This is a genomic window from Mesorhizobium temperatum (assembly GCF_002284575.1).
Classification (GTDB): Bacteria; Pseudomonadota; Alphaproteobacteria; order Rhizobiales; family Rhizobiaceae; genus Mesorhizobium; species Mesorhizobium temperatum.
Map to the genome: position 1 here is coordinate 40,686 of NZ_NPKJ01000071.1, position 21,543 is coordinate 62,228.

Below are 21,543 nucleotides of genomic sequence, written 5' to 3' on the forward strand. Positions count from 1 at the left end.
GCAGTGCGCGGCCTGAACCGACCCCACCCGCCTCGCTTCGCTCGGCACCCTCCCCTCAAGGGGAGGGAGCGCCCTACTTCACCAGCCCTTTCTCCTTGTAATACCTCTCGGCGCCTGGATGCAGCGGCACCGGCATGCCGTCGAGCGCCTTGGCCGGATCGATTGCTTTGGCGGCGGCGTGGGCGGCGGCGAGCTGGTCGAGGTTTTCGAACAGCAGCTTGGTCATCTGATAGGCAGTCTCGTCAGAGACGTCGGCATGGGTGATGAGGAAATTGCCGACGGCGGCGGTCGCGACATCCTCGGCCTGGCCCTCGTAGGTGCCCTTGGGAATGGTCACCGAAAGATAGGGCGAGCCGATCTTGGCGACGTCCTGGGCCGGTACGGCAACGACGTTGATCGGCACCGAGGTGGCGAGGTCGCGGATCGAGGCGACGCCGAGGCCAGCCGATTGCAGCGTGGCGTCGAGCTGGCGGTTCTTGATCAGCTCGACCGATTCGGCGAAGGGCAGATACTCGACCCGTCCGAGGTCTTCGTATTTCAGCCCGGCGGCGGCGAAGATGGCGCGGGCATTGAGCTCCGTGCCGGAGGCCGGCGCGCCGACCGACAGGCTCTTGCCCTTGAGGTCGGCGAGCGTCTTGATGCCGGACTCCTTGCTGGCAACGATCTGGATGTAGTTGGGGTAGATGGCGGCGATGCCGCGCAGCTTGTCGAGTTTGCCCGGGAAGCCGGCTTCGGTGTTGCCCTCGGCGGCCAGCTTGACGGAATCGCCGAGCGCGAAGGCGATCTCGCCCTTGCCCTGCTGCAGCAGGTTGAGGTTCTCGACCGACGCTTTGGTCGCCTGCACCTGAGTGCGTGCGCCTTCGATGCCCTTGCCATAGATTTCCGACAGCGCGACGCCGAGCGGGTAGTAGACACCTGAGGTCCCGCCGGTCAGCACGTTGATGAACTCCTGCGCCTTGGCCGGCACCGCGCCCAGGCCTAGCGACAGCGCCAGCGCGCCGGCGGCAACAAACTTCGTTCTGAAATTGAGCATCATGTTTTCCTCCCTGAAATATCATCGGCCGTACCGCCCTCGCCAGCACGAGCCGAGGCGAGTTTAGACAGCGGGTGGGAAATGCCAACCCGCAATAATATCCATTAGACGAACGGCTGAGTGATGCCGCAACGCATGGCCGCTTGCGCGATGTGCGATCGGAGCCGAAAGATTTTCGCAGAGCCTGTCGAAATCGCGCGAGGCCGCGCGACATACGTTCGGCTCGCAACGATGCGGCCTTCGAAAATGGAGAAGACCATGCGATACATGCTTTTGATCTACGTGAACGAAGCCGCGATGGCGGCCGCGCCGACGGAGAAGACCTACGAGATCAGCGCAGCCTATGGCGCCTATACCGAGGCGTTGAAGAAGTCCGGCTCCTGGTTGGCCGGCGACCGGCTGAAGCCGACCCAAGCCGCGACCTCGGTGCGGATGGCCAACGGCAAGACCAACGTGCTCGACGGTCCCTATGCCGATACCAAGGAGCAGCTCGCCGGTTTCTACATGATCGAGGCGGAGGACGCCGACGCGGCTATTGCCTGGGCGGCGCGATGCCCAGCTGCCAGCACCGGCACGGTCGAGGTGCGGCCGATCTGGGAACAAACCATGTGATGACGAATGACCTGGAGGTCGCCCGGGCGGCGGCGGAAGCGGCCGCCCGGCAAAGCTACGGCAAGCTCGTCGCCTTCCTCGCCGCCCGCACGCGCGACGTGGCCGGCGCCGAGGACGCGCTGGCCGACGCCTTTGCGGCGGCGCTGGAGCGCTGGCCGCAAACCGGCGTGCCGCAGAAGCCGGAAGCCTGGCTGCTGGCGGTGGCGCGCAGACGCCGCGTCGACGCCGTCAGACGGCGGCTGACCGGCGAAGCGGCCCGCGACCATCTCAGGCTGATCGCCGAGGAGATGGAGGCCCGCATGGTCGATGAAGACCTGCCCGACGAGCGGCTACGGCTGATGTTTGCCTGTGCCCATCCGGCGATCGAGGCTGGCGTGCGCGCGCCGCTGATCCTGCAGGCCATTCTGGGCTTCGACGCAGCGACGATCGCCTCGGCCTTCCTGCTGTCACCGGCAACGATGGGCCAGCGCCTGGTGCGCGCCAAAAGCCGCATCCGCGAGACCGGCATTCCGTTCCGGGTGCCTGAAAGAACCGAGCTCGGCGAGCGGCTGGATGCGGTGCTGGAAGCGATCTACGCCGCGTTTGCCGAAGGCTGGTCCGACCCGGCCGGCACCGAAACCCGCCGCCGCAATCTCGCGACCGAAGGCATCTGGCTCGGCCGGCTGGTAGCCTCGCTGATGCCGGATGAGCCGGAAGCGCTTGGCCTGCTGGCGCTGATGCTGTTTGCCGAGGCGCGGCGTGCGGCGCGGCGCAACGCCGCCGGAGACTATGTGCCTTTGGCCGAGCAGGAGCTTGCACTGTGGGACGGAGCCTTGATTGACGAAGCGGAGACATTGCTGAAGCACGCCGCGGCCAAGGGCGTCGTCGGCCGCTATCAGCTCGAGGCAGCCGTGCAATCCGCCCATACGACAAGGCGGCTGACCGGCCGGACCGACTGGGCCGCGATCAAACAGCTCTATGATGCGCTGTCGGTGATTGCCGGCTCGCCGGTGGTATCGATCAACCGCGCGGTGGCCATCGCCGAGGCCGACGGCGCCGCGGCGGGATTGAGCGCACTTGATGGGCTTGGCGACGACAAACGGCTGCATGATTATCAGCCTTATTGGGCCGCCCGCGCGGGCCTTCTGGCCAGGCTCGGCAAAACTCGGGAGGCTACTGAGGCCTATGACCGGGCGATCGGCCTCGAACGCGACCCGGCCGTGCGCCGGTTCCTGCAGGCACGACGGGCTGGGCTCGGCCGCGTGGAAAAAGCCTGAGACGTGGCGATCTGTTCAGGCAGGCCACATGGCGTGGGAGGCGTTCAGCTTCCGCATCACCGGATGCTCCCGCAACCCGGCCCACAGGCGTTCGATATTCGGCCAGGCGCTGGGGACCTTTTCAATCTCGGGATGCCAGGCCACCAGCATGACGAGATAGATGTCGGCCAGCGAGAGCCGGTCGCCGACCAGCCAGTCGCGGCTTTCGAGGGCAGCATCGAGAATGGCCAAGCCGCGATCCATTTCCGAGATCGCTGCCTGCTTGACGGCTTCCACGCCGCCGGGATCGGCCGTGTAGCGATGAGCGTAGAAGAACCGCAGGTCAGCCGAATAGATGACCGATGACATGAACGTCATCCAGCGCAGGAAGTCGGCGCGGGCGGGCGAACTCACCGCCGGCGCCAGAGCTGCTTCCGGGTGGCGTTCGGCGAGCAGGATGCAGATCGCTGCCGATTCGGTCATCGAGCTTCCGTCCGGCAAGATCAGGACCGGGACCTGGTTCAAGGGGCTGATGTCGAGAAAGGCCTGATCGGGCGAGGCCGACTTCGGAACGTCGATCTGGTCGAAAGGCACGCCCGCCAAAGCGAGCGCTGCCTCGACGACAAAGCCGCCGGTGTTGGGGCGCGTATAAAGCCTGTACATCAAATTCTCCGCCGGCCTGCAGGTCAGCGGCGATTTGAGCCGGAAGCACCGCTCCACTCAAGTGAGCGACGGCCGCCACAGGTGTTTTTTCAGCGGTCCAGCGCTGCCATCTGGGTCCTCGGTGCACGGGTGGAGCATGCCGCCCCTTAGGTGGACTAGCGCAAACCCTCGAGATTGGCTGAAGCCCACCTACCTTCGAGGGCGGAGCAGGAGCGTAGCGACGTCGCTCCGCCCTGGGATGACGAAGTGTACCTAAGCCCCCAGTCCTTCGAACAGGATCGTCGACAGGTAGCGCTCGGCGAAGGACGGAATGACGACCACGAGGTTCTTGCCCTTGTTCTCCGGCCGCGAGCCGACGACGATCGCCGCCTGCAGGGCGGCGCCTGAGGAGATGCCGACCGGCACGCCTTCGAGGCGGGCGACAAGCCGAGCATTGGCAACCGAATCCTCGTTGGAGACCTTGACGATCTCGTCATAGATCGTCGTGTCGAGTATCTTCGGCGCGAAGCCGGCGCCGATGCCCTGGATCTTGTGCGGACCGGGCTGGCCGCCCGACAGCACCGGCGAGGCTTCCGGCTCGACGGCGACGACATGCACGGAGGGCTTACGCTGCTTCAGCACCTGGCCAACGCCGGTGATGGTGCCGCCGGTGCCGATGCCGGCGACGAAGATATCGACCTCGCCCTGAGTGTCGTTCCAGATTTCCTCGGCTGTGGTGCGGCGGTGGATTTCCGGATTGGCCGGATTCTCGAACTGCTGCGGAATAATGGCGTCGGGCAGCGTCGCGGCCAGCTCATCGGCCTTGGCGATGGCGCCCTTCATGCCTTTCGGCCCTTCGGTCAGCACCAGTTCGGCGCCGAGCAGCGCCAGCATCTTGCGGCGTTCCACCGACATGGTTTCCGGCATGGTCAGGATCAGCTTATAGCCCTTGGCGGCGGCGGCGAAGGCGAGCGCGATGCCGGTGTTGCCCGAGGTCGGTTCGATCAGCGTGGTCCTGCCGGGTGCAATCCTGCCCGATGCCTCCAACGCCTCGATCATCGAGACGCCGATGCGATCCTTGACCGAGCCGATCGGGTTGAAGAATTCGAGCTTAGCCAGCAGATTGGCAACGACGCCCTTTTCATTGGCGAACTTGTCGAGCCGCACCAGCGGCGTGTCGCCGATCGTCTCGGTGATCGAATTGTAGATGCGGCCGCGGCCCGGCGCATGCGCGGTGGTGGCGGGCTTGTTCATTGGTTTCGCTCCCAAGAGTTAGGCGGGCAAGAGTCAGCCTGGCAAGAGTCAGGCAACTAAGTCTCGACCAGGCAGGATAAAGCCTTCGGCCGCGCAAGATAGTCTGCCGTTTGAAAATATCCGAGTGGGTCGAATGCTGAAGACACACTCGCCCCCGGAAAAGCATTTCAGCCGAGGCCAAAACTGGCTATTGCCGGGCGGCGATCGCAGCCGCCGCTCCGACCATGAAAGCGGCGGCGGTGCGGTTCAGCGCCCTCAGCGCGCGCGGCGACTTCAGGAACCCGCGCGCTTTGGCCGCCAGCGCCAGATAGGGCACCAGCACCACCAGGAGCACGACGAGCGTCAGAGCGACGAGGATGCCGTAGTCGGCGAGCGTAATGGTCTTCAGATCGACGATGGTCGGCGTGATGGCGAGATAGAAGATCATTGTCTTCGGATTGCCGAGCGTAACGGCGAGGCCGGCAATAAAGCTCGACACCAGCCCGCCCCTGCCTTTCTTCGCCTGCACGGTTTCGGGCGTGATGCCGCTCGTCCAGAAGCGCCAGCCAAGGAAAGCGAGATAGGCGACGCCCAGCCATTTGATCGCCAGGAAGGCCATGCCGAAGGTCTGCGCGACGAGAGCGAGGCCGAGCACCACGGCGGTGAGATAGGTGAGATCGCCGAGCATCAGCCCGAAGGACATGGCGAGCGCCGAGCGAAAGCCGGATCCGAGCGCACGCGCAATAAGCGCGGTCAGCCCCGGGCCAGGGATGGCGGCGGCGATGCCGAGGGCCGCGCTATAAGCGAGAAATCCGGTGAGGGTCATGGTTTCGGCCTTAGCGCATGACCCCGAAAATCGGAATCGACCCTTTAAGACTGAACCTTGTCGCACAACGGCGGGCAGGCGTGTACTCCCTGAGGGACGAATTCGATTGCACCAGGGCCCTCGCTTTTGTCTTTCGGCCTCAGTTTCCGGCCGCGTAGAAATCGTCGTCGAGGCGCTTTTCCAGCGCGACGAGATCGGCCGGCAGCGGCAGGCCCATGGCGCGCATTTCCCTCAGCTTTTCGCGCAGCTGCTCCTGCACTTCATGCTGATCCTCTGGCTGGTTGATCATCTGCTCGAGCAGCAGGCTGATCTGAGCTTTGAATGATTCCAGCGCCATTTTTTTTCTCCTTGAGGTCCACCCAAAGCGCGTCGCGTTTGAAGGGTTCCTGCGACCCGCTTTGCTTTCTTGTTTTCATGCATGTCGTTATCCCAAACCGCTGCTCACCCGAGGGCAGGCTTTTGGGCGACATGCATTATCGCAGCATGCGGGAAATAAGCTGCGCGGTATAGTCGACCATCGGCACGATGCGTGCATAGTTCAGCCGGGTCGGGCCGATGACGCCAAGCGCGCCGATGACGCGGGCGTCCTTGTCGCGATAGGGCGCCACGACCAGCGACGAGCCGGACAGCGAAAACAGCTTGTTTTCCGAGCCGATGAAGATGCGCACGCCGGAGCCTTCCTCGGCAAGGTCGAGAAGCTGGATCAGCCCGTCCTGCGTCTCCAGATCCTCAAACAAATGCCGCAGGAGCTCAATGTCGGCCTGCGCGGTGACATTTTCCAGCAGGTTGGCGCGGCCGCGCACGATGAGACGCGCCGGCAGGCCGCTCTCGGCGCCTGCCCAGACCGCAAGGCCCTTCTCGACCAGATCCTGCGACAGCGTGTCGAGGGCGGCCTTGGTCTCTTCCTTGATGCGGGCGATCTCGATCCGCGCCTCGGCCAGCGTGCGGCCACGGATATGGGCATTGAGGAAGTTCGAGGCTTCATGCAATTGCGAGACGGTGATGCCGGCGGGCAGGTCGACGACGCGATTTTCGACGTCGCCGTTCTGCGATACCAGCACGGCCAGCGCCTTGTTCGGCTCGAGCTGGATGAACTCGATGTGCTTTAGCGGCACCTCGTTCTTGGCGGCAAGCACGAGGCCGGCGCCGCGCGACATGCCGGACAGCATCTGGCTGGCTTCGGTGAGCAGATGTTCCAGCGTCGCGCCCGAGCCGGAGGCGCGTACCTGCGCCTCGATGGTGCGGCGCTCCTCGTCGGAGAGGTCGCCAAGCTCCATAAAAGCATCGACGAAGAAGCGCAGGCCGGCCTGGGTCGGCAATCGGCCGGCCGAGATATGCGGCGCATAAATCAGGCCGAGATGCTCGAGATCGCTCATCACGTTGCGGATGGTGGCGGGCGACAGCGACGACGGCAGGATACGCGACAGGCTGCGTGAGCCGACCGGCTCGCCGTCCTTCAGATAGGAATCGACAATGCGCCGAAAGATGTCGCGCGAGCGCATGTCGAGCGACTGGAGCGCGGGCGATTGAAGCGCGGGCGACTGGAGCACTGCCGCCGACTGGGAACCGGGATCGACTGCCTTGGTCATTCGAGCCAAATACCTCCGGCCCAAAGATATAGACTTCGGCCACACCCGCGCAACCGGCCATTTTCCTTTGCGCCCTGCGCCCCATGCGGCTACAAGCCGGCCACGATTCCGAAAAAGATAGGAAAAAAGCCTGAATGCGCCCTTCTAAACGCCAATTCGACGAAATGCGCGCCATCTCCTTCGAGCGCGGCGTCTCCAAGCACGCGGAAGGTTCGTGCCTGGTGAAATTCGGCGACACGCATGTGCTGTGCACGGCCAGCCTCGAGGAGAAAGTGCCGGGCTGGATGCGCAATTCTGGAAAGGGCTGGGTGACAGCGGAATACGGCATGCTGCCGCGCTCGACCGGCGAGCGCATGCGCCGCGAAGCTTCGGCCGGCAAGCAAGGCGGCCGCACACTCGAAATCCAGCGGCTGATCGGCCGTTCGCTGCGCGCCGTGGTCGACCTGCAGGCGCTCGGCGAGCAGCAGATCACCGTCGACTGCGACGTGATCCAGGCCGATGGCGGCACGCGCACAGCCTCGATCACCGGCGGCTGGGTGGCGCTCCATGACTGCCTGCGCTGGATGGAAGCCCGGCAGATGGCCAGCGTCGCTAAGGTGCTAAAGGACCATGTCGCGGCTATCTCCTGCGGCATCCATGACGGCCAGCCGGTCATCGACCTCGACTATCTCGAAGACTCCTCGGCCGGCACCGACGCCAACTTCGTCATGACCGGCAAGGGCGGCATCGTCGAGATCCAAGGCACGGCCGAGGGCGAGCCTTTCTCGGAAGAGCAATTCACGGCGCTGATGGAATTGGCCAAGAAGGGCATCCAGCGACTGGTCAGCCTACAACAGATGGCTGTAGCTTAACCCTGTCATGACTCCTTCCGCCATCCTCGAATCAGCCCTCTACGTGACCGACCTCAATGCCGCGGAAGAATTCTATTCCGGCGTGCTTGGGCTCAATCAGCTGGGCAAGGTCGACGGCAGGCACCTTTTCTTCCGTTGCGGGGACAGCGTGCTGCTCATCTTCAACGCCGAGGCGACCAGGGTGCCGCCGGCGCCCGACGCCAGGCTGAAAGTGCCGCCGCACGGCACTGTCGGCGACGGCCATCTCTGCTTTGCGGCAAGCGCGGATGAGATCGTGCGCTGGAAAGCGCATCTGGAAGCGAAGAAGATTGCCATCGAAAGCGAGTTCGAATGGCCGCAAGGCGGCCGCTCGATTTATATTCGCGACCCTTCCGGCAATTCGATCGAATTCGCCGAACCAAGAATCTGGGGCATCTGATGCATTCGCTTGATGGGCACAGAATTGTCGTCGCCAGCCACAACGCCGGCAAATTGCGCGAATTTGCCGATCTGATGGCGCCATTCGGCATAGAGGCGAAATCGGCCAATGAATACGGCCTGCCGGAGCCGGACGAGACCGGCACCACCTTTGAGGAGAACGCCTATATCAAGGCTTTTGCCGCCGCCAAGGCGACAGGCCTGCCGGCACTGTCGGACGATTCCGGCCTGTGTGTCGATGCGCTGGGCGGAGCGCCCGGCGTCTATACCGCCAATTGGGCCGAGGCGCCGGACGGGTCCCGCGACTTCGGCATGGCGATGCAGCGAGCGGAAGTGGCGTTGCAGGAAGTCGGCGCGGTCGCGCCTGCGCAGCGCAAGGGCCGCTTCGTCGCCGTCATCTGCCTGGCCTTTCCCGACGGCGCGGCCGAATATTTCCGCGGCGAGGTCGAGGGCACGCTGGTATGGCCGCCGCGCGGCGAACTCGGCTTCGGCTACGACCCGGTGTTCGTGCCGGACGGTTTCGAAAAGACCTTCGGCGAGATGACCGCAGAGGAAAAACATGGCTGGAAGCCCGGCCAGCCGACGGCATTATCGCACCGCGCCCGCGCCTTCCAAACATTCGCGCAAGCCAGACTGGATTTGGCACGATCGGGCGTGAAATGACCATGCTGCTCGACCGTAGCCCCGGCTTCGGCGTCTACATCCACTGGCCGTTCTGCGCGGCCAAGTGCCCCTATTGCGACTTCAACAGCCATGTCCGCCACCAGCCGGTCGACCAGGAGCGTTTTGCGCGCGTCTTCGAGACCGAGCTTGCGACGATGCGTGACCGCACCGGACCGCGCGAGGTGACCAGCATTTTTCTCGGCGGCGGCACACCGTCGCTGATGAAGCCGGAAACCGTGGCGACGGTGCTGGACGCGGTGGCGAAGAACTGGGCGGTGCCTGCTGGCATCGAGGTGACGCTGGAAGCCAACCCCTCCTCGGTCGAGGCCGAGCGCTTTCGCGGCTACCGGGCGGCGGGAGTCAACCGCGTGTCGCTCGGCGTGCAGGCGCTGAACGACAAGGATCTGCGCTTTCTCGGCCGGCTGCACAATGTCGAGGAAGCGCTGCATGCGATCGGCCTGGCACGTGAGATCTTTCCGCGGCTGTCCTTCGACCTGATCTACGCACGGCCCGGCCAGACAGCTGAAGCGTGGCAGGCGGAACTCGAACAGGCTATCGGCCACGCCGCCGACCATCTGTCGCTCTATCAGCTGACCATCGAGGAAGGCACGCCGTTCCACGCGCTGCATGCGGCCAAGAAATTCGCCATTCCCGACAATGACCATGCCGCCGATCTCTATGCGCTGACGCAGGAGATCACCGCCGCGCATGGGCTGCCGGCGTACGAGATTTCCAACCACGCCAGATCAGGTGCGGAGAGCCGGCACAATCTCACCTATTGGCGCTATGGCGAATATGTCGGCGTCGGTCCCGGCGCGCATGGCCGCTTCGTCGAAAACGGTCGCCGCGTGGTGACGATCGCCGAAAGGATGCCGGAAACCTGGGCCAATCTGGTCGAGGCCAAGGGCCATGGCATCACCGGCGGCGAGACCCTGACGCGCTCGGAAGAGGCGGACGAGTTCCTGTTGATGGGGCTGAGGCTGGCCGAGGGCATCGACCTCTCCCGCTACGAGGCGTTTTCCGGACGCGGCCTGTCGACCGCGCGACTGTCGGTGCTGCAGAGCGAGGGGCTGGTGGCGCCGATCGGCAATGCCCGCCTGCGCGCCACGCCGGCCGGCATGATCGTGCTCGATGCCGTGGTGGCAGACTTGGCGAGATAGGCTGGTGAAGTGGCGCCGATCGCCGACGCTGGCTGCCATTAGCTACCTTCCCTTCGTCATCCCAGGGCGGAGCAGGAGCGAAGCGACGTCGCGGAGACCCTGGGATGACGACGGGAGAGTGATTCGGCTAATTTCCAAGGTCTGCGACCCGCCACTGAGGTTGGCCGCTAAAAGAAAATATAGACATTCGCTGCCGACCGGCCCCAACCTGTCAAACGACTGTGTCGAGGAATTAAGCGTCGTGCTTGTGGTGGCGCTTGGCGTGGTCTTCCTCGGCGTCCGCCTCACCGTCGCGAGCCGGCTTGGCGTCGCCCTTATCGCGGCGGGCGCGGTGTTGATCGCTTATCGGATTTGGGGGCGCTCCATTGCGGGAGCTTTTCGTTTCAAGGCGGGTGATGAAAATGTCGAAGCGATTGGGCATCGTCTGGTCAGTGCTCCATCGTGCTGCCGGTGCCGGTCGAGGGCTCGATTTCCAGGTCGGTTGCCTTTGAAGGACGACGCTTTCGCGGTTTTTTGGCCGGGCCCGCGCCGGCTTTGGCGGACTGGCTCTTGTCCTTTCGCGCGGCAAAGCGCTTGCGCCCTGCATAGTAGGGTTCGAAAACGTCCTGTATCTTGAGGCTGTCCATCCTGCTCCTCCCGAGATCAGGGGTAAATCCGCCGGGCACGGTTTCGTTCCGTACTGTGGCGAAGGCATGGCGACCGCTTCACTTCGGCACCGGTTTTGCAACCAGGCGTGAGCCGTGCCAAACAGGGCCGAATGCATTCAAGTGTCAGAGCCTGATGGGGACACCGGTGACCGGCGAGTTGGCAAGACGCAGCTATGTGATCGGCCAGACCGAGATACCAGCCCGGCCGCTCGCGCCGGCGCTCTACCTGGTGGCGACGCCGATCGGCAATCTCACCGATATCACATTACGCGCGCTTGAAACGCTCGCCGCCGCCGATATCGTTGCCTGCGAGGACACGCGTGTCAGCCGCGTGCTGCTCGACCGCTACGGCATCCGCCGCCGCACCACTGCCTATCACGAGCACAATGCCGCCGAGGCCGGCCCAAAACTGATCGCAGCCTTGCTGGCCGGGCAGAGCGTGGCGCTGATCTCGGACGCCGGCACGCCGCTGATCTCCGATCCGGGCTATCGGCTGGTCGGCGAGGCGCTTGACCAGGGCATTCGTGTCGTGCCGATCCCCGGCCCGTCGGCGCCGCTTGCGGCGCTGACAGCGTCCGGCCTGCCCTCCGACGCTTTCCTGTTCGCCGGCTTCCTGCCGGTGAAGACTGGACAGCGGCTGGCGCGGCTGGAAGCGCTGAAAGCGGTGCCGGCGACGCTGATCTTCTTCGAATCGCCGCGACGGCTGGCCGAGACGCTTGGCGCCATGGTCGAGGCGCTGGGGGGCGCCCGCAAGGCCGCGATCGGCCGCGAGCTGACCAAGACCTTCGAGGAAATTCGGACCGGCACCTTGCAGTCGCTTGCCGATCATTACGCGGCCGCCGACACGCCGAAGGGCGAGATCGTCATCTGCGTCGGCCCGTCGGAAGCAACCGCCGACGAACCGGCCGATATCGACCGGCTTCTGCTTTCACTTGCCGCCGAGATGCCAGCCTCCAAGGCAGCGGCGGAAGCCGCCAAGATGACAGGCGGCCAGAAGCAGGCGCTTTACCGGCGGCTGCTCGAACTCAAGGATACTGGGAAAGAGGGCGACACCGGGAAAGACGGCGATGGCTGAACGCCCGGTCGCCAGCCGCCAACAGGCCTATTGGCGCGGCCACCGCAGCGAGTGGCTGGCGGCGGCGGCATTGATGGTGAAAGGCTACCGGATCCTGGCGCGCCGCCACCGCACGCGTTTCGGTGAGATCGACCTGATCGCGCGGCGCGGCGACCTGGTGCTGATCGTCGAGGTGAAAGCGCGCCGCACACTTATGGAAGCGATGGAGGCTATCGCTTACGAATCGGAGCGCCGCATCGAAAGCGCTGCCGATCTCTGGCTGTCGCGCCAATCCGACTATGGAAAATTGTCGGTGCGCTTCGACATGGTCGCAGTGCTGCCGTGGCGCTGGCCGGTGCATGTCGAGAATGTTTTTTACGGGCGGAACTAAGTGCGCCTCACCCCCAGACGAACAGCGCCGCCAGGCCGACGGTGCCGATGACCAGCCGCCACCAGCCGAACAGCGAATAGCCGTGGCGCGAGACGTAGTTGAGCAGGAAGCGCACGACGATGAGTGCCGCGATGAAGGCCGCGATGAAACCGGCGGCGATGATGGGCAGATCGGCGCTGGTCAGCACATTACGGTTCTTGAAGAGGTCGAAGGCGAAGGCGCCGACCATCGTCGGCATGGCGAGGAAGAAGGAGAATTCCGCAGCCGCCCGTTTGTCGACGCCCAGAAGCAGCGCGCCGACGATCGTCGAGCCGGAGCGCGACGTGCCGGGGATCAGCGAAAGGCACTGGAACAATCCGATCTGCAGATAGAGCCTGAGCGGAAACCGCTCGACGTCATGGTAGAGCGGCTTCGGCTTGAAGCGGTCCACCCACAGCAGGACCACGCCGCCGATGATCAGCATGACGCAGATCAGCCTCGGTGATTCAAACAGCACCGTCTTGATGAAGCCATGCGCCAGCGCGCCGATGACGGCCGCCGGCAGGAAGGCGACGAGGATGCCGAGGACGAAATGCCGCGTCACCCGATCACGCGGCAGATCGACGAGCATCTGCCACAGCCGATGGAAATAGACGCTGAGGATCGCCAGTATGGCGCCAAGCTGGATCAGGATCTCGAAGGCCTTGCCGGTCGAATGGAAGCCGAGAAAATGGCCGGCAAGCAGGATATGGCCGGTCGACGAGACCGGAATGAACTCGGTCATGCCCTCGATCATGCCCAGCAGCAGCGCTTCGACGATGGTCTGGCTTTCCATGGAAACCTCGGCGTTCGAGTGAGGGCTTTGAAGAACGGCTTGCTTGTCATGGCGCGGAACTCCTCCTATAGGTCGCAGCACCCTGACTGACGGCCCTCTGAATCGGGGCGGCCAAGACTTACCGGCGCAGCCGGCGATTTGCCAGTGCGCTCTATTATCGCGGGACCATGCTGACGCTTTTCCACCACCCGATGTTCGCCACCTGCCGGTTCGTTCGCCTCGCTTTCGGCGAGTATGGCGAGGAGCTGGCGCTGATCGAGGAAAAGCCGTGGATGCGGCGCAAGGAGTTCCTGGCGCTGAACCCGGCCGGCACGCTGCCGATCCTGCTTGCCGAGGGCGACGTACCGATCGTCGGTGCCATGGTCATCGCCGAATATCTCGACGAGACGCGCGGCGTGCTCAAGCGCGACAAGCGGCTGTTCGCCGAGGACCCGATGGGGCGCGCCGAAATCCGCCGGCTGACCGACTGGTATCTCAACAAGGCCGATAGCGAGGTGACCCGGCACCTGGTGCGCGAGCGCGTGCTGAAGCCGATCATGCCGGAAACGGCGGGCGGCGGCTCGCCCGATTCGGCGGCTATCCGTGCCGCGCGCGCCAATATCCGCCAGCACATGAAATACACCAACTGGCTGGCCGGCACACGCCATTGGCTGGCCGGCAACAAGGTCACCTATGCCGACCTCGCGGCTGCGGCGGCGCTGTCGGTGCTCGACTATCTCGGCGAGATCGACTGGCGCGAACACGCTGCCGCGCGCGAATGGTATGCACGGGTGAAATCACGGCCATCGTTCCGGCCGCTCTTGTCCGACCGGGTGCGCGGCCTATCGCCGGTATCACATTATGCGGACCTCGATTTCTAAGACCGAAAACCTGCGCGCGCTGATCGACCGCGAGGCACGGCGCGCCGGTTTCGATGCCGTTGCCGTCACCACGCCCGATGCCATCCCGCAGGCGCCGGCCCGGCTTGCCGAATTCGTCGCCGACGGCTTCCACGGTTCGATGGGCTGGATCGCCGACACGCTCAAGCGCCGCGGCGAGCCGACAGCACTTTGGCCTGAGGTTCGCTCGATCATCGTGCTGGCCATGAACTACGGGCCCGACCACGACCCGCGCGCGGTGCTGGCGAAGCGCGACCGCGGCGCGATCTCCGTCTATGCGCAGAACCGCGATTATCATGACGTGATGAAAGGCCGGCTGAAAGAGATCGCCGGCAAGATCGTGGCCCGTGCCGGCGGCGACGTAAAAGTTTTCGTCGATACCGCTCCGGTGATGGAAAAGCCGCTGGCTGAAGCCGCCGGCCTCGGCTGGCAAGGCAAGCACACCAATCTGGTCAGCCGCGAGCACGGCTCCTGGCTGTTCCTCGGCACCATCTTCACGACGGCCGAGCTTGCGCCCGATACGCCCGAGGACGACCATTGCGGCTCGTGCCGCGCCTGTCTCGACGTTTGTCCGACCGACGCCTTTCCGGCTCCCTACCGGCTCGATGCGCGACGCTGCATCTCCTATCTCACCATCGAGAACAAGGGCCCGATCCCGCATGAGTTCCGGGAAAAAATCGGCAACCGCATCTATGGCTGCGACGACTGCCTCGCCGCCTGCCCGTGGAACAAGTTTGCCCAGGCGGCATCCGAGGCAAAGCTCGTCGCCCGCGCGGACTTGCGCGAACCGCCGCTCACCGATCTCTTAGCGCTCGATGACGCTGCTTTCCGGTCGTTCTTCACTGGTTCGCCGATCAAGCGCATCGGTCGTGATCGCTTTGTCCGCAATGCGCTGATCGCCGCCGGCAATTCCGGCGAACCCTCGCTCCGCGACGCCGTGTGTGCGCTGCTCGGCGATGCCTCGCCTCTGGTGCGCGGCGCGGCGGTATGGGCGCTGTCGCGGCTTGTGCCAGAGACCGAATTTGCCAAATGTGCCAGCGCTGCACTGAAAGCAGAAGGCGACGAGGCCGTGCGACGCGAATGGCGCCTGGCGCTGGCAAATCAAATCGAGGCGCATGCATGAGCCAGAAGCAGATCTTCATTTTCGGCGCCGGCTATTCGGGCAAGGCATTTGCCCGCGCCAACAGGGATGCCGGCACGATCCTTGGCACGACACGCGCGTCGGAGAAATTCGAAGCGCTACGGCAAGCCGGAATCCAGTCGCTGCTTTTCGACGGCGCGCTGACGCCCGAAATCAGCGACGCGCTCAAAAAAACAACCCATCTCGTCGTCTCGGTGGCGCCGGAAGAGGCCGGCGATCCAGTGCTGAATGCGGCGCGCGGGACAATCGCGGCGGAGATGCCGGCGCTCGAATGGATCGCCTATCTCTCCACCGTCGGCGTCTATGGCGACCACGGCGGCGGCTGGGTCGACGAGACCGCCGAATGCCGGCCGCTGTCGAAGCGCTCGATGCTGCGTGTCGCCGCCGAGCAGGACTGGCTGAAACTGGGTCGGGACATCGTCCGGCCGGTGGCGATCCTGCGGCTTTCCGGCATTTACGGGCCGGGCCGCAATGCCCTGGTCAATCTGGAAAACGGCGCCGCGCGGCGGCTGGTCAAGCCGGGCCAGGTGTTCAACCGCATCCATTGCGACGACATTGCGGGGGCGCTCTGGCATCTGCTCAAGGACAATCGCGGCGGCATCTTCAACGTCACCGACGACCTGCCGGCGCCGCCGCAGGACGTCGTCGCCTATGCCGCGGGGCTGATGGGCGTCACACCGCCGCCCGAAATTCCGTTCGAGACCGCCCAGCTTTCGCCGATGGCGCGGTCCTTCTATGGCGAGAACAAGCGTGTCGCCAACACGGCGATCAAGGCTGCCGGCTATCGCTTCCGCTTTCCCGACTACCGGGCGGCCTTCGACCATATGTGGGCCGAGGGCAACTGGCGCGACGGCGAGGCGCGCAGCCCGATGAAGCGGTCGTGATCGAAACCGCGCGCCGGGCGTGATATGATTCGACTTAAATCGCAGAGGGGTTCTGCCTCATGAAAACGTTGAAGCGATCGTTGCCCGGTAGAACGCTGCTGCTAAAGCGCGTCGCAACGCGCTTTAGATCTCTGTCTGTGCATGTCGTTGTCCCAAAACCGCTGCGCACTTTTGGGCGACATGCATTAGCAGCGCTCGCCGTTCTCGCCATAGCAGGGCTTGCAGCGCGACCTGCAGCGGCCGAAGAGCTGGCGAAAAACCTGTTCGGCGCCAAAAAGCTGCCGGCCGTGGCTGCGCCGCAATCGATCGGCTTTTATTCCAAGGGCTGCTTTGCCGGCGGCGTCGCCATTCCCCTGGACGGCCCGAAATGGGAGGTGATGCGGCCTTCGCGCAACCGCCGCTGGGGCCATCCGACAATGATCGCGCTGATCGAGAAACTGTCGCGCGACGCCGCGGCCGACGGCTGGCCCGGCCTGTTGGTCGGCGACATTTCGCAGCCGCGCGGCGGCCCGATGCTGAGCGGCCATGCCTCGCACCAGATCGGCCTCGACGCCGACATCTGGCTGACGCCGATGCCCGACCGCAAGCTTTCGCTCGAGCAGCGCGAAAACATGAGCGCCACCTTGCTTGTCGACGAAAAGACCCACCTGGTGAAAGATGCGCTCTGGGTGCCGGCGCATATGCGGCTCCTGAAGCGCGCGGCAAGCTACGCGGAAGTCGAGCGCATCCTGGTCAATCCCGGCATCAAGAAGAAGCTCTGCGACACGGTGAAAGGCGACCGCGCGTGGCTGCGCAAGGTCAGGCCGTTCTGGGGCCACGACTATCACTTCCACATCCGCATCGGCTGCCAGCCCGGCTCGCCCAATTGCAAAGCGCAGGAAAACACGGCGCCCGGCGACGGCTGCGACCAGTCGCTGGCCTGGTGGTTCACGGAGGAACCGTGGCGCCCCAACAAGAACCCGGACAGGCCGAAAGCGCGCGACGTGATGACCATGGCGAGCCTGCCCGCAGCATGCCAGGCCGTGCTCGACGGGCCAGATCCGGCTTCGGCGGAGGCGGTCACCTATTATGGCGACGGCGTGCCGGTCGCGGCTGCACCCGTTCTCATGACGGCTCCGGCGCCGGCGCGGGCATCCGCAAGCGGCGAGGCAGCGCTTCCGGCCTCGGTCAACGCCTTCGCGGCGACGCCCGAGATCGGCATCCCGCTGCCACGGCCACGACCGGGGAACTGAGGCCAGGATAATCGCCTCGGCTTCCGCTGATGTTGACGACGACCAACTGTTGGGGTCGGCGCCGCCCCTCATTGCCCTGCCGGGCATTTCTCCCCGTATAGTGACGGGGAGAAATGGGCTGGCCGCTGCCTTGGCGCCGTTCTGCATCGTTGGAGATTAGCGAACCATCGATGAAAGCGCATCCTCTCCCCGTTTACGGGGAGAGGATGCCGGCAGGCAGGTGAGGGGCAGCGCAAACGCTGAATGGGGCAAGGACGAAATTCGGACCTGAAGTGATTGCACCGGAACTGACTCTGAAGCGACTTTCCCTTTCCCGGGTCATGCGCTAGTCAACGAAAGAACGGCAGAACGCCACTGGGAACCGGGACGGACGAGAGCATGCCAGGCGACGACGACATAGCGCTGCAGTTTCCGGTCCTGATCGGCGACATTGGCGGCACCAATGCACGCTTTGCGGTCGTGCTCGACGCGAATTCGGAACCAACCGAACCGCAGATCGTCCAGACCGCCAATTTCAACACGATCGATGACGCGATCCAGGCGGCGGTGCTCGACCGCTCGGCGGTCCGGCCCAACTCCGCCGTGCTGGCGGTGGCCGGCCCGGTAGACGGCGACGAGATCCCGCTCACCAACTGCCCGTGGATCGTCAAGCCGCGAAGGATGTTTGCCAGCCTCGGCCTCGGCGACGTCGTGGTGCTCAATGACTTCGAGGCACAGGCGCTGGCCGTCGTGGCGCTCGGCGAAGAGCATATGGAAAAGATCGGCGGCGGTGCACCGGAGCCCAATGCGGGACGGGTGGTGCTCGGTCCCGGAACCGGGCTTGGTGTCGCCGGCCTGGTCCACGCGCTGAACCACTGGATACCGGTGCCCGGCGAGGGGGGACACATGGACATCGGGCCGCGCTCGCCGCGCGATTTCCAGGTCTTTCCGCATATCGAGAAGCTCGAGGGCAGAATCTCCGGCGAACAGATCCTGTCCGGACGCGGCCTGGTCAATGCCTACCGGGCGGTGGCCAAGGCGGACGGCAAGCCGGCGCCCTTCACCACGCCGGCCGAGATCACCTCGGCGGCACTGGCGAAGTCAGATCCGGTGGCCGAGGAAGCGCTGTCGATGTTCGTGACCTGCCTCGGGCGCACCGCCGGCGACCTTGCGCTGGTGTTCATGAGCCGCGGCGGCGTCTTCCTGACTGGCGGCATCGCGCAGAAAATCCTGCCGGCGCTGAAAACGGGCAATTTCCGCGCCGCCTTCGAGGACAAGGCGCCACACAGCGAGCTGATGCGCACCATGCCGGTCTATGTGATCACCCATCCGCTGGCAGCGCTCTCCGGGCTTGCCGCCTACGCCAGGAACCCGTCGCTGTTCGGCGTCCAGACGGCAGGACGGCGCTGGCGGGCTTAGATGACGGCCGAAGCCGCGGCGAAGTTTTGCCGGTCTCGGCCATAGGCAAGCCGCCACCGGGGCGCTAAGAGGATGCCGAATTGGCCCGGCCGCAGAGCCGAACCGACATCACGGAACGATCCCGACTTGAACCAGTCGCCAAACCACCAAGCCAAAGCCCGGCCCGGCGAGATCGTGGCGGTGATCCGCCGCATCATCGCCGAGAATAGCCACGACTACCGCTGGTATTATGTTCTGGCCGTTCTGTGCCTGGTGACGGTTGCGGCCACGACTGCCTTCACCGCCTGGATCATGAAGGATGTCGTCGACCAGATCTTCTATGAGCAGCGCGGCGATCTCATCGCGCTGATCTGTCTATCGATCCTGGGCGCCTTCATGCTGCGCGGGCTGGCCACCTACGGCCAGGCGGTGACGCTGGCCAGGATCGGCAACAATCTGGTGGCCCGATACCAACGCCGCATCTTCGCTCATCTGATGAGGCTCGGCATCGGTTTCTTCAACGACACGCGCTCGGGACGGCTGGCCGCCCAGATCAACGAGAACGTCAACGGCATCCGCGACCTGCTGTCGATGACGCTGACATCCGTGGCACGCGACGCCGTATCGCTCATCGCGCTGATCGGCGTCATGATCTGGCAGGATCCGATGCTCTCCTTGATGTCGCTGCTGATCGGGCCGCCGCTGATCTACACCGTCGTCTACCTCACCCGCAGAATAAGGCACGCCACGCGCGAAGCGGTGCAGATAAACTCGCGGCTGATCGGCGCCATGCAGGAAGCAACGCAAGGTATCGCCATCGTCAAGGCCTTTACGCTGGAGGACGAGCTGTCGCGCCGCATCAGCGGTCTTGTCGCCGGTGCTGAGCAGCGGGCAAACCGCATCGCCCGCGTGTCGGAACGATTGACGCCGATCTCCGAAATGCTGGCCGGCTTCGCCGTCGCCGGCGTTATCGCCTATTCCGGCTACCGGGCAGTCGTCGGCGGCCAGCCGCCTGGCGCCGTCTTTGCCTTCATCACCGCATTGCTGCTCGCCTACGACCCGGCCCGGCGGCTGGCGCGCATGCAGGTCGGCATGGAACGGGCGCTGGTCAATGCCCGCATGATCTACGAACTGCTCGACCTCGAGCCGCAGCAGGGCGACGCGCCCGGAGCGGCCGAAGCGAAGATCACCAGGGGCGAGGTGCGCTTCAACAATGTGTCGTTCGGTTATTTCGCCGACGCTCCGGTGCTGCAGGATCTCAGCTTCGTTGCCGCAGCCGGCAAGATGACGGCCATCGTCGGTGCCTCGGGCGCCGGCAAGTCGACGCTGGTGGCGCTGCTGCAGCGTTTCCATGATGTCGAGGCAGGCAGCATAGAGGTCGACGGCCAGGACATTTCGAAAATCACCAAGCAGTCGCTGCGCAGCTCCATCGCCTTTGTCTCGCAGCAGCCCTATCTGTTCGAAGGCACCATTCGCGACAACATCCGCTACGGGCGGCTGAGCGCCAGCGACACCGAGATCGAGCTGGCCGCGCGACAGGCCGAGGCCGATGGCTTCATCCGCCAGCAGCCGCAAGGCTATGACACCCCTGTCGGTGAAGGCGGCCTGACGCTGTCGGGCGGCCAGCGCCAGCGCCTGTCGATCGCCCGCGCCATCGTGCGGCAGGCGCCGATCCTGCTGCTCGACGAGGCGACCTCGGCGCTCGACAACGAGGCGGAAGCGCGCGTCCAGCAGGCGCTTACCCAGATTATGGAAGGGCGCACGACCATCGTCATCGCGCACCGGCTGTCGACGGTGGTCAATGCCGACCACATCATCGTGCTGGAACAGGGCCGGCTGGTCGAGCAAGGCACGCATGCGTCGCTGATGGCCGACCCGCACAGCGTCTATGCCCGGTTCCACCGGGTGCAGGGCAACAAGGGGCTGGGGCTTGTCGACGACGGCAAGCCAATCCAAACTTCGTTGCGGCGCGCGAAAAAGGCGATCGGGAGAACTTTATGAGCGGTACACCCACAAACGACCCCCCCGTCAATGAACTGGGCCTGGTGGTGGTCGGTGCGGCCGGCCGGATGGGCCAGGCGCTGATCCGCGCCATCCACACGATACCGGGCGCACGCGTCGCCGGCGCGATCGAGCGGGCCGGTTCGCCGCATCTCGGCAAGGATGCCGGCGAGCTGGCCGGCATCGGCACTATCGACGTGACGATCGGCGACGACCCGCTGCCGGCCTTCGCCAAGGCCGACGGCGTGCTCGATTTCACGAGCCCGGCGGCGACAGTCGAATTCGCCGGCTATGCGGCGCAGGCGCGCATCGTCCATGTCATCGGCACCACCGGCTGCTCGGCGGACGACAATGCCAAGATCGCCGCGGCGGCGCGCCATGCTACGATCGTCAAGTCAGGCAATATGAGCCTCGGCGTCAATCTGCTGGCGGTGCTGGTGGAACAGGCAGCGCGTGCGCTCGACGCCGACGATTTCGACATCGAGATCCTGGAAATGCATCACCGGCACAAGGTCGACGCACCGTCGGGGACGGCGCTGCTGCTCGGCGAAGCCGCCGCCACTGGACGCGGCATCGATCTTGACGGGAACAGCGTGCGGTCGCGCGACGGCCACACCGGCGTGCGAAAGACGGGCTCGATCGGCTTCGCCGCGCTGCGCGGCGGCTCGGTGGTCGGCGACCACTCCGTGGTGCTGGCCGGCACCGGCGAGCGCATCACGCTCGCCCATCATGCCGAGGACCGGGCGATCTTCGCCCGCGGCGCGGTCAAGGCAGCACTTTGGGCGCGCGGCAGGAAGCCGGGACTGTATTCGATGCGCGACGTGCTCGGACTCGCCTGAGACGATCTGATCCACAAACTGAAG

The 21,543-nt window shown here is 65.0% G+C and carries 24 protein-coding genes; 15 read left to right on the plus strand and 9 right to left on the minus strand.

The features are described 5' to 3' along the window. Positions 1-73: 73 nt before the first annotated feature. Positions 74-1,033 carry a TAXI family TRAP transporter solute-binding subunit gene (locus CIT26_RS29970; protein WP_095495966.1) on the minus strand — a complete coding sequence of 320 codons (960 nt, stop codon included), beginning with the start codon at positions 1,031-1,033 and terminating at the stop codon, positions 74-76. 258 nt (positions 1,034-1,291) lie between these two features. Here CIT26_RS29970 and CIT26_RS29975 point away from each other — a divergent pair, with 258 nt between their 5' ends. Continuing rightward, complete coding sequence (locus CIT26_RS29975; RefSeq protein WP_027155901.1) at positions 1,292-1,645, plus strand: YciI family protein; 354 nt, start codon at positions 1,292-1,294, stop codon at positions 1,643-1,645. Beyond that, entirely contained in the window at positions 1,645-2,901 is a 1,257-nt protein-coding gene (locus CIT26_RS29980) for an RNA polymerase sigma factor (RefSeq protein ID WP_095495915.1), read from the plus strand. The genes CIT26_RS29975 and CIT26_RS29980 overlap by 1 nt, the downstream gene beginning before the upstream one ends. A gap of 15 nt (positions 2,902-2,916) precedes the next feature. Here CIT26_RS29980 and CIT26_RS29985 read toward each other — a convergent pair whose 3' ends face one another. The 5 genes from CIT26_RS29985 to hrcA all read right to left on the minus strand — a co-directional run bounded on the left by CIT26_RS29985 (position 2,917) and on the right by hrcA (position 7,170). Next, entirely contained in the window at positions 2,917-3,543 is a 627-nt protein-coding gene (locus tag CIT26_RS29985; RefSeq protein ID WP_095495916.1) for a glutathione S-transferase family protein, read from the minus strand. A gap of 252 nt (positions 3,544-3,795) precedes the next feature. Then, complete coding sequence (gene cysK, locus CIT26_RS29990) at positions 3,796-4,776, minus strand: cysteine synthase A (protein WP_095495917.1); 981 nt, start codon at positions 4,774-4,776, stop codon at positions 3,796-3,798. A 187-nt stretch (positions 4,777-4,963) separates the two neighbouring features. Then, a complete protein-coding gene (locus CIT26_RS29995; protein WP_095495918.1) occupies positions 4,964-5,581 on the minus strand; it encodes a LysE family translocator in 618 nt (205 codons plus the stop codon). 139 nt (positions 5,582-5,720) lie between these two features. Further along, positions 5,721-5,918: a hypothetical protein gene (locus tag CIT26_RS30000; protein WP_029347942.1), complete on the minus strand. Its 198-nt coding sequence runs from the start codon at positions 5,916-5,918 to the stop codon at positions 5,721-5,723. Positions 5,919-6,054: 136 nt separating this feature from the next. Next, positions 6,055-7,170: a heat-inducible transcriptional repressor HrcA gene (gene hrcA / locus CIT26_RS30005; protein ID WP_095495919.1), complete on the minus strand. Its 1,116-nt coding sequence runs from the start codon at positions 7,168-7,170 to the stop codon at positions 6,055-6,057. 134 nt (positions 7,171-7,304) lie between these two features. Between hrcA and rph the strand changes: the two genes are divergently transcribed. The 4 genes from rph to hemW are packed head-to-tail and all read left to right on the plus strand — an operon-like array spanning position 7,305 to position 10,261. Further along, positions 7,305-8,021, plus strand: coding sequence for a ribonuclease PH (rph, locus tag CIT26_RS30010; RefSeq protein WP_095495920.1), 717 nt, complete (start codon positions 7,305-7,307; stop codon positions 8,019-8,021). Positions 8,022-8,028: 7 nt separating this feature from the next. Continuing rightward, positions 8,029-8,439: a VOC family protein gene (locus CIT26_RS30015; protein ID WP_095495921.1), complete on the plus strand. Its 411-nt coding sequence runs from the start codon at positions 8,029-8,031 to the stop codon at positions 8,437-8,439. Continuing rightward, positions 8,439-9,101 (plus strand): RdgB/HAM1 family non-canonical purine NTP pyrophosphatase, encoded by a 663-nt coding sequence (gene rdgB / locus CIT26_RS30020; protein WP_095495922.1) that lies wholly within the window; start codon positions 8,439-8,441, stop codon positions 9,099-9,101. The genes CIT26_RS30015 and rdgB overlap by 1 nt, the downstream gene beginning before the upstream one ends. Further along, the gene (hemW, locus tag CIT26_RS30025; protein ID WP_095495923.1) at positions 9,098-10,261 is read left to right on the plus strand and encodes a radical SAM family heme chaperone HemW; all 1,164 of its coding nucleotides are present in this window, start codon (positions 9,098-9,100) and stop codon (positions 10,259-10,261) included. The genes rdgB and hemW overlap by 4 nt, the downstream gene beginning before the upstream one ends. Positions 10,262-10,493: 232 nt before the next feature. Here the strand turns inward: hemW and CIT26_RS38575 are convergent, their stop codons facing one another. Both CIT26_RS38575 and CIT26_RS30035 read right to left on the minus strand, forming a co-directional pair. Further along, the gene (locus CIT26_RS38575; protein WP_095495924.1) at positions 10,494-10,682 is read right to left on the minus strand and encodes a hypothetical protein; all 189 of its coding nucleotides are present in this window, start codon (positions 10,680-10,682) and stop codon (positions 10,494-10,496) included. A gap of 7 nt (positions 10,683-10,689) precedes the next feature. Further along, positions 10,690-10,887 (minus strand): hypothetical protein, encoded by a 198-nt coding sequence (locus tag CIT26_RS30035; RefSeq protein ID WP_095495925.1) that lies wholly within the window; start codon positions 10,885-10,887, stop codon positions 10,690-10,692. Between the two features lie 154 nt (positions 10,888-11,041). Here CIT26_RS30035 and rsmI point away from each other — a divergent pair, with 154 nt between their 5' ends. Together rsmI and CIT26_RS30045 are read left to right on the plus strand one after the other, a co-directional pair. Then, positions 11,042-11,983, plus strand: a complete 942-nt coding sequence (rsmI, locus tag CIT26_RS30040; protein WP_095495926.1) for a 16S rRNA (cytidine(1402)-2'-O)-methyltransferase — start codon at positions 11,042-11,044, stop codon at positions 11,981-11,983. Then, entirely contained in the window at positions 11,976-12,353 is a 378-nt protein-coding gene (locus CIT26_RS30045) for a YraN family protein (protein WP_167391576.1), read from the plus strand. Before rsmI ends, CIT26_RS30045 begins: the two co-directional genes overlap by 8 nt. 7 nt (positions 12,354-12,360) lie before the next feature. On the opposite strand, the gene CIT26_RS30050 is transcribed toward CIT26_RS30045, so the two are convergent. Beyond that, a complete protein-coding gene (locus tag CIT26_RS30050; protein WP_095495928.1) occupies positions 12,361-13,167 on the minus strand; it encodes an undecaprenyl-diphosphate phosphatase in 807 nt (268 codons plus the stop codon). Between the two features lie 167 nt (positions 13,168-13,334). Between CIT26_RS30050 and CIT26_RS30055 the strand changes: the two genes are divergently transcribed. The 7 genes from CIT26_RS30055 (at position 13,335) to dapB (ending at position 21,519) form a co-directional block, all read left to right on the plus strand. Next, entirely contained in the window at positions 13,335-14,027 is a 693-nt protein-coding gene (locus tag CIT26_RS30055; protein ID WP_095495929.1) for a glutathione S-transferase family protein, read from the plus strand. Then, a complete protein-coding gene (gene queG / locus CIT26_RS30060) occupies positions 14,008-15,168 on the plus strand; it encodes a tRNA epoxyqueuosine(34) reductase QueG (RefSeq protein ID WP_095495930.1) in 1,161 nt (386 codons plus the stop codon). The genes CIT26_RS30055 and queG overlap by 20 nt, the downstream gene beginning before the upstream one ends. After that, positions 15,165-16,070: an SDR family oxidoreductase gene (locus CIT26_RS30065; protein WP_095495931.1), complete on the plus strand. Its 906-nt coding sequence runs from the start codon at positions 15,165-15,167 to the stop codon at positions 16,068-16,070. The genes queG and CIT26_RS30065 overlap by 4 nt, the downstream gene beginning before the upstream one ends. Positions 16,071-16,207: 137 nt before the next feature. Further along, positions 16,208-17,302: a penicillin-insensitive murein endopeptidase gene (gene mepA / locus CIT26_RS30070; protein WP_245319609.1), complete on the plus strand. Its 1,095-nt coding sequence runs from the start codon at positions 16,208-16,210 to the stop codon at positions 17,300-17,302. Positions 17,303-17,680: 378 nt separating this feature from the next. Beyond that, positions 17,681-18,700: a glucokinase gene (locus tag CIT26_RS30075; RefSeq protein WP_095495933.1), complete on the plus strand. Its 1,020-nt coding sequence runs from the start codon at positions 17,681-17,683 to the stop codon at positions 18,698-18,700. Positions 18,701-18,772: 72 nt separating this feature from the next. After that, the gene (locus tag CIT26_RS30080) at positions 18,773-20,680 is read left to right on the plus strand and encodes an ABC transporter ATP-binding protein (RefSeq protein ID WP_167391577.1); all 1,908 of its coding nucleotides are present in this window, start codon (positions 18,773-18,775) and stop codon (positions 20,678-20,680) included. Next, positions 20,677-21,519, plus strand: a complete 843-nt coding sequence (gene dapB, locus CIT26_RS30085) for a 4-hydroxy-tetrahydrodipicolinate reductase (protein ID WP_095495934.1) — start codon at positions 20,677-20,679, stop codon at positions 21,517-21,519. Before CIT26_RS30080 ends, dapB begins: the two co-directional genes overlap by 4 nt. Positions 21,520-21,543 lie beyond the last annotated feature (24 nt).

What these genes read in the sequence shown, in the direction of transcription:
- CIT26_RS29970 (WP_095495966.1), bottom strand. Translation starts at nt 1,033, where the DNA reads ATGCTCAATTTCAGAACGAAGTTTGTTGCCGCCGGCGCGCTGGCGCTG.
- CIT26_RS29975 (WP_027155901.1), top strand. Translation starts at nt 1,292, where the DNA reads ATGCGATACATGCTTTTGATCTACGTGAACGAAGCCGCGATGGCGGCC.
- CIT26_RS29980 (WP_095495915.1), top strand. Translation starts at nt 1,645, where the DNA reads ATGACGAATGACCTGGAGGTCGCCCGGGCGGCGGCGGAAGCGGCCGCC.
- CIT26_RS29985 (WP_095495916.1), bottom strand. Translation starts at nt 3,543, where the DNA reads ATGTACAGGCTTTATACGCGCCCCAACACCGGCGGCTTTGTCGTCGAG.
- cysK (WP_095495917.1), bottom strand. Translation starts at nt 4,776, where the DNA reads ATGAACAAGCCCGCCACCACCGCGCATGCGCCGGGCCGCGGCCGCATC.
- CIT26_RS29995 (WP_095495918.1), bottom strand. Translation starts at nt 5,581, where the DNA reads ATGACCCTCACCGGATTTCTCGCTTATAGCGCGGCCCTCGGCATCGCC.
- CIT26_RS30000 (WP_029347942.1), bottom strand. Translation starts at nt 5,918, where the DNA reads ATGGCGCTGGAATCATTCAAAGCTCAGATCAGCCTGCTGCTCGAGCAG.
- hrcA (WP_095495919.1), bottom strand. Translation starts at nt 7,170, where the DNA reads ATGACCAAGGCAGTCGATCCCGGTTCCCAGTCGGCGGCAGTGCTCCAG.
- rph (WP_095495920.1), top strand. Translation starts at nt 7,305, where the DNA reads ATGCGCCCTTCTAAACGCCAATTCGACGAAATGCGCGCCATCTCCTTC.
- CIT26_RS30015 (WP_095495921.1), top strand. Translation starts at nt 8,029, where the DNA reads ATGACTCCTTCCGCCATCCTCGAATCAGCCCTCTACGTGACCGACCTC.
- rdgB (WP_095495922.1), top strand. Translation starts at nt 8,439, where the DNA reads ATGCATTCGCTTGATGGGCACAGAATTGTCGTCGCCAGCCACAACGCC.
- hemW (WP_095495923.1), top strand. Translation starts at nt 9,098, where the DNA reads ATGACCATGCTGCTCGACCGTAGCCCCGGCTTCGGCGTCTACATCCAC.
- CIT26_RS38575 (WP_095495924.1), bottom strand. Translation starts at nt 10,682, where the DNA reads ATGCCCAATCGCTTCGACATTTTCATCACCCGCCTTGAAACGAAAAGC.
- CIT26_RS30035 (WP_095495925.1), bottom strand. Translation starts at nt 10,887, where the DNA reads ATGGACAGCCTCAAGATACAGGACGTTTTCGAACCCTACTATGCAGGG.
- rsmI (WP_095495926.1), top strand. Translation starts at nt 11,042, where the DNA reads ATGGGGACACCGGTGACCGGCGAGTTGGCAAGACGCAGCTATGTGATC.
- CIT26_RS30045 (WP_167391576.1), top strand. Translation starts at nt 11,976, where the DNA reads ATGGCTGAACGCCCGGTCGCCAGCCGCCAACAGGCCTATTGGCGCGGC.
- CIT26_RS30050 (WP_095495928.1), bottom strand. Translation starts at nt 13,167, where the DNA reads ATGGAAAGCCAGACCATCGTCGAAGCGCTGCTGCTGGGCATGATCGAG.
- CIT26_RS30055 (WP_095495929.1), top strand. Translation starts at nt 13,335, where the DNA reads ATGCTGACGCTTTTCCACCACCCGATGTTCGCCACCTGCCGGTTCGTT.
- queG (WP_095495930.1), top strand. Translation starts at nt 14,008, where the DNA reads ATGCGGACCTCGATTTCTAAGACCGAAAACCTGCGCGCGCTGATCGAC.
- CIT26_RS30065 (WP_095495931.1), top strand. Translation starts at nt 15,165, where the DNA reads ATGAGCCAGAAGCAGATCTTCATTTTCGGCGCCGGCTATTCGGGCAAG.
- CIT26_RS30075 (WP_095495933.1), top strand. Translation starts at nt 17,681, where the DNA reads ATGCCAGGCGACGACGACATAGCGCTGCAGTTTCCGGTCCTGATCGGC.
- CIT26_RS30080 (WP_167391577.1), top strand. Translation starts at nt 18,773, where the DNA reads ATGCCGAATTGGCCCGGCCGCAGAGCCGAACCGACATCACGGAACGAT.
- dapB (WP_095495934.1), top strand. Translation starts at nt 20,677, where the DNA reads ATGAGCGGTACACCCACAAACGACCCCCCCGTCAATGAACTGGGCCTG.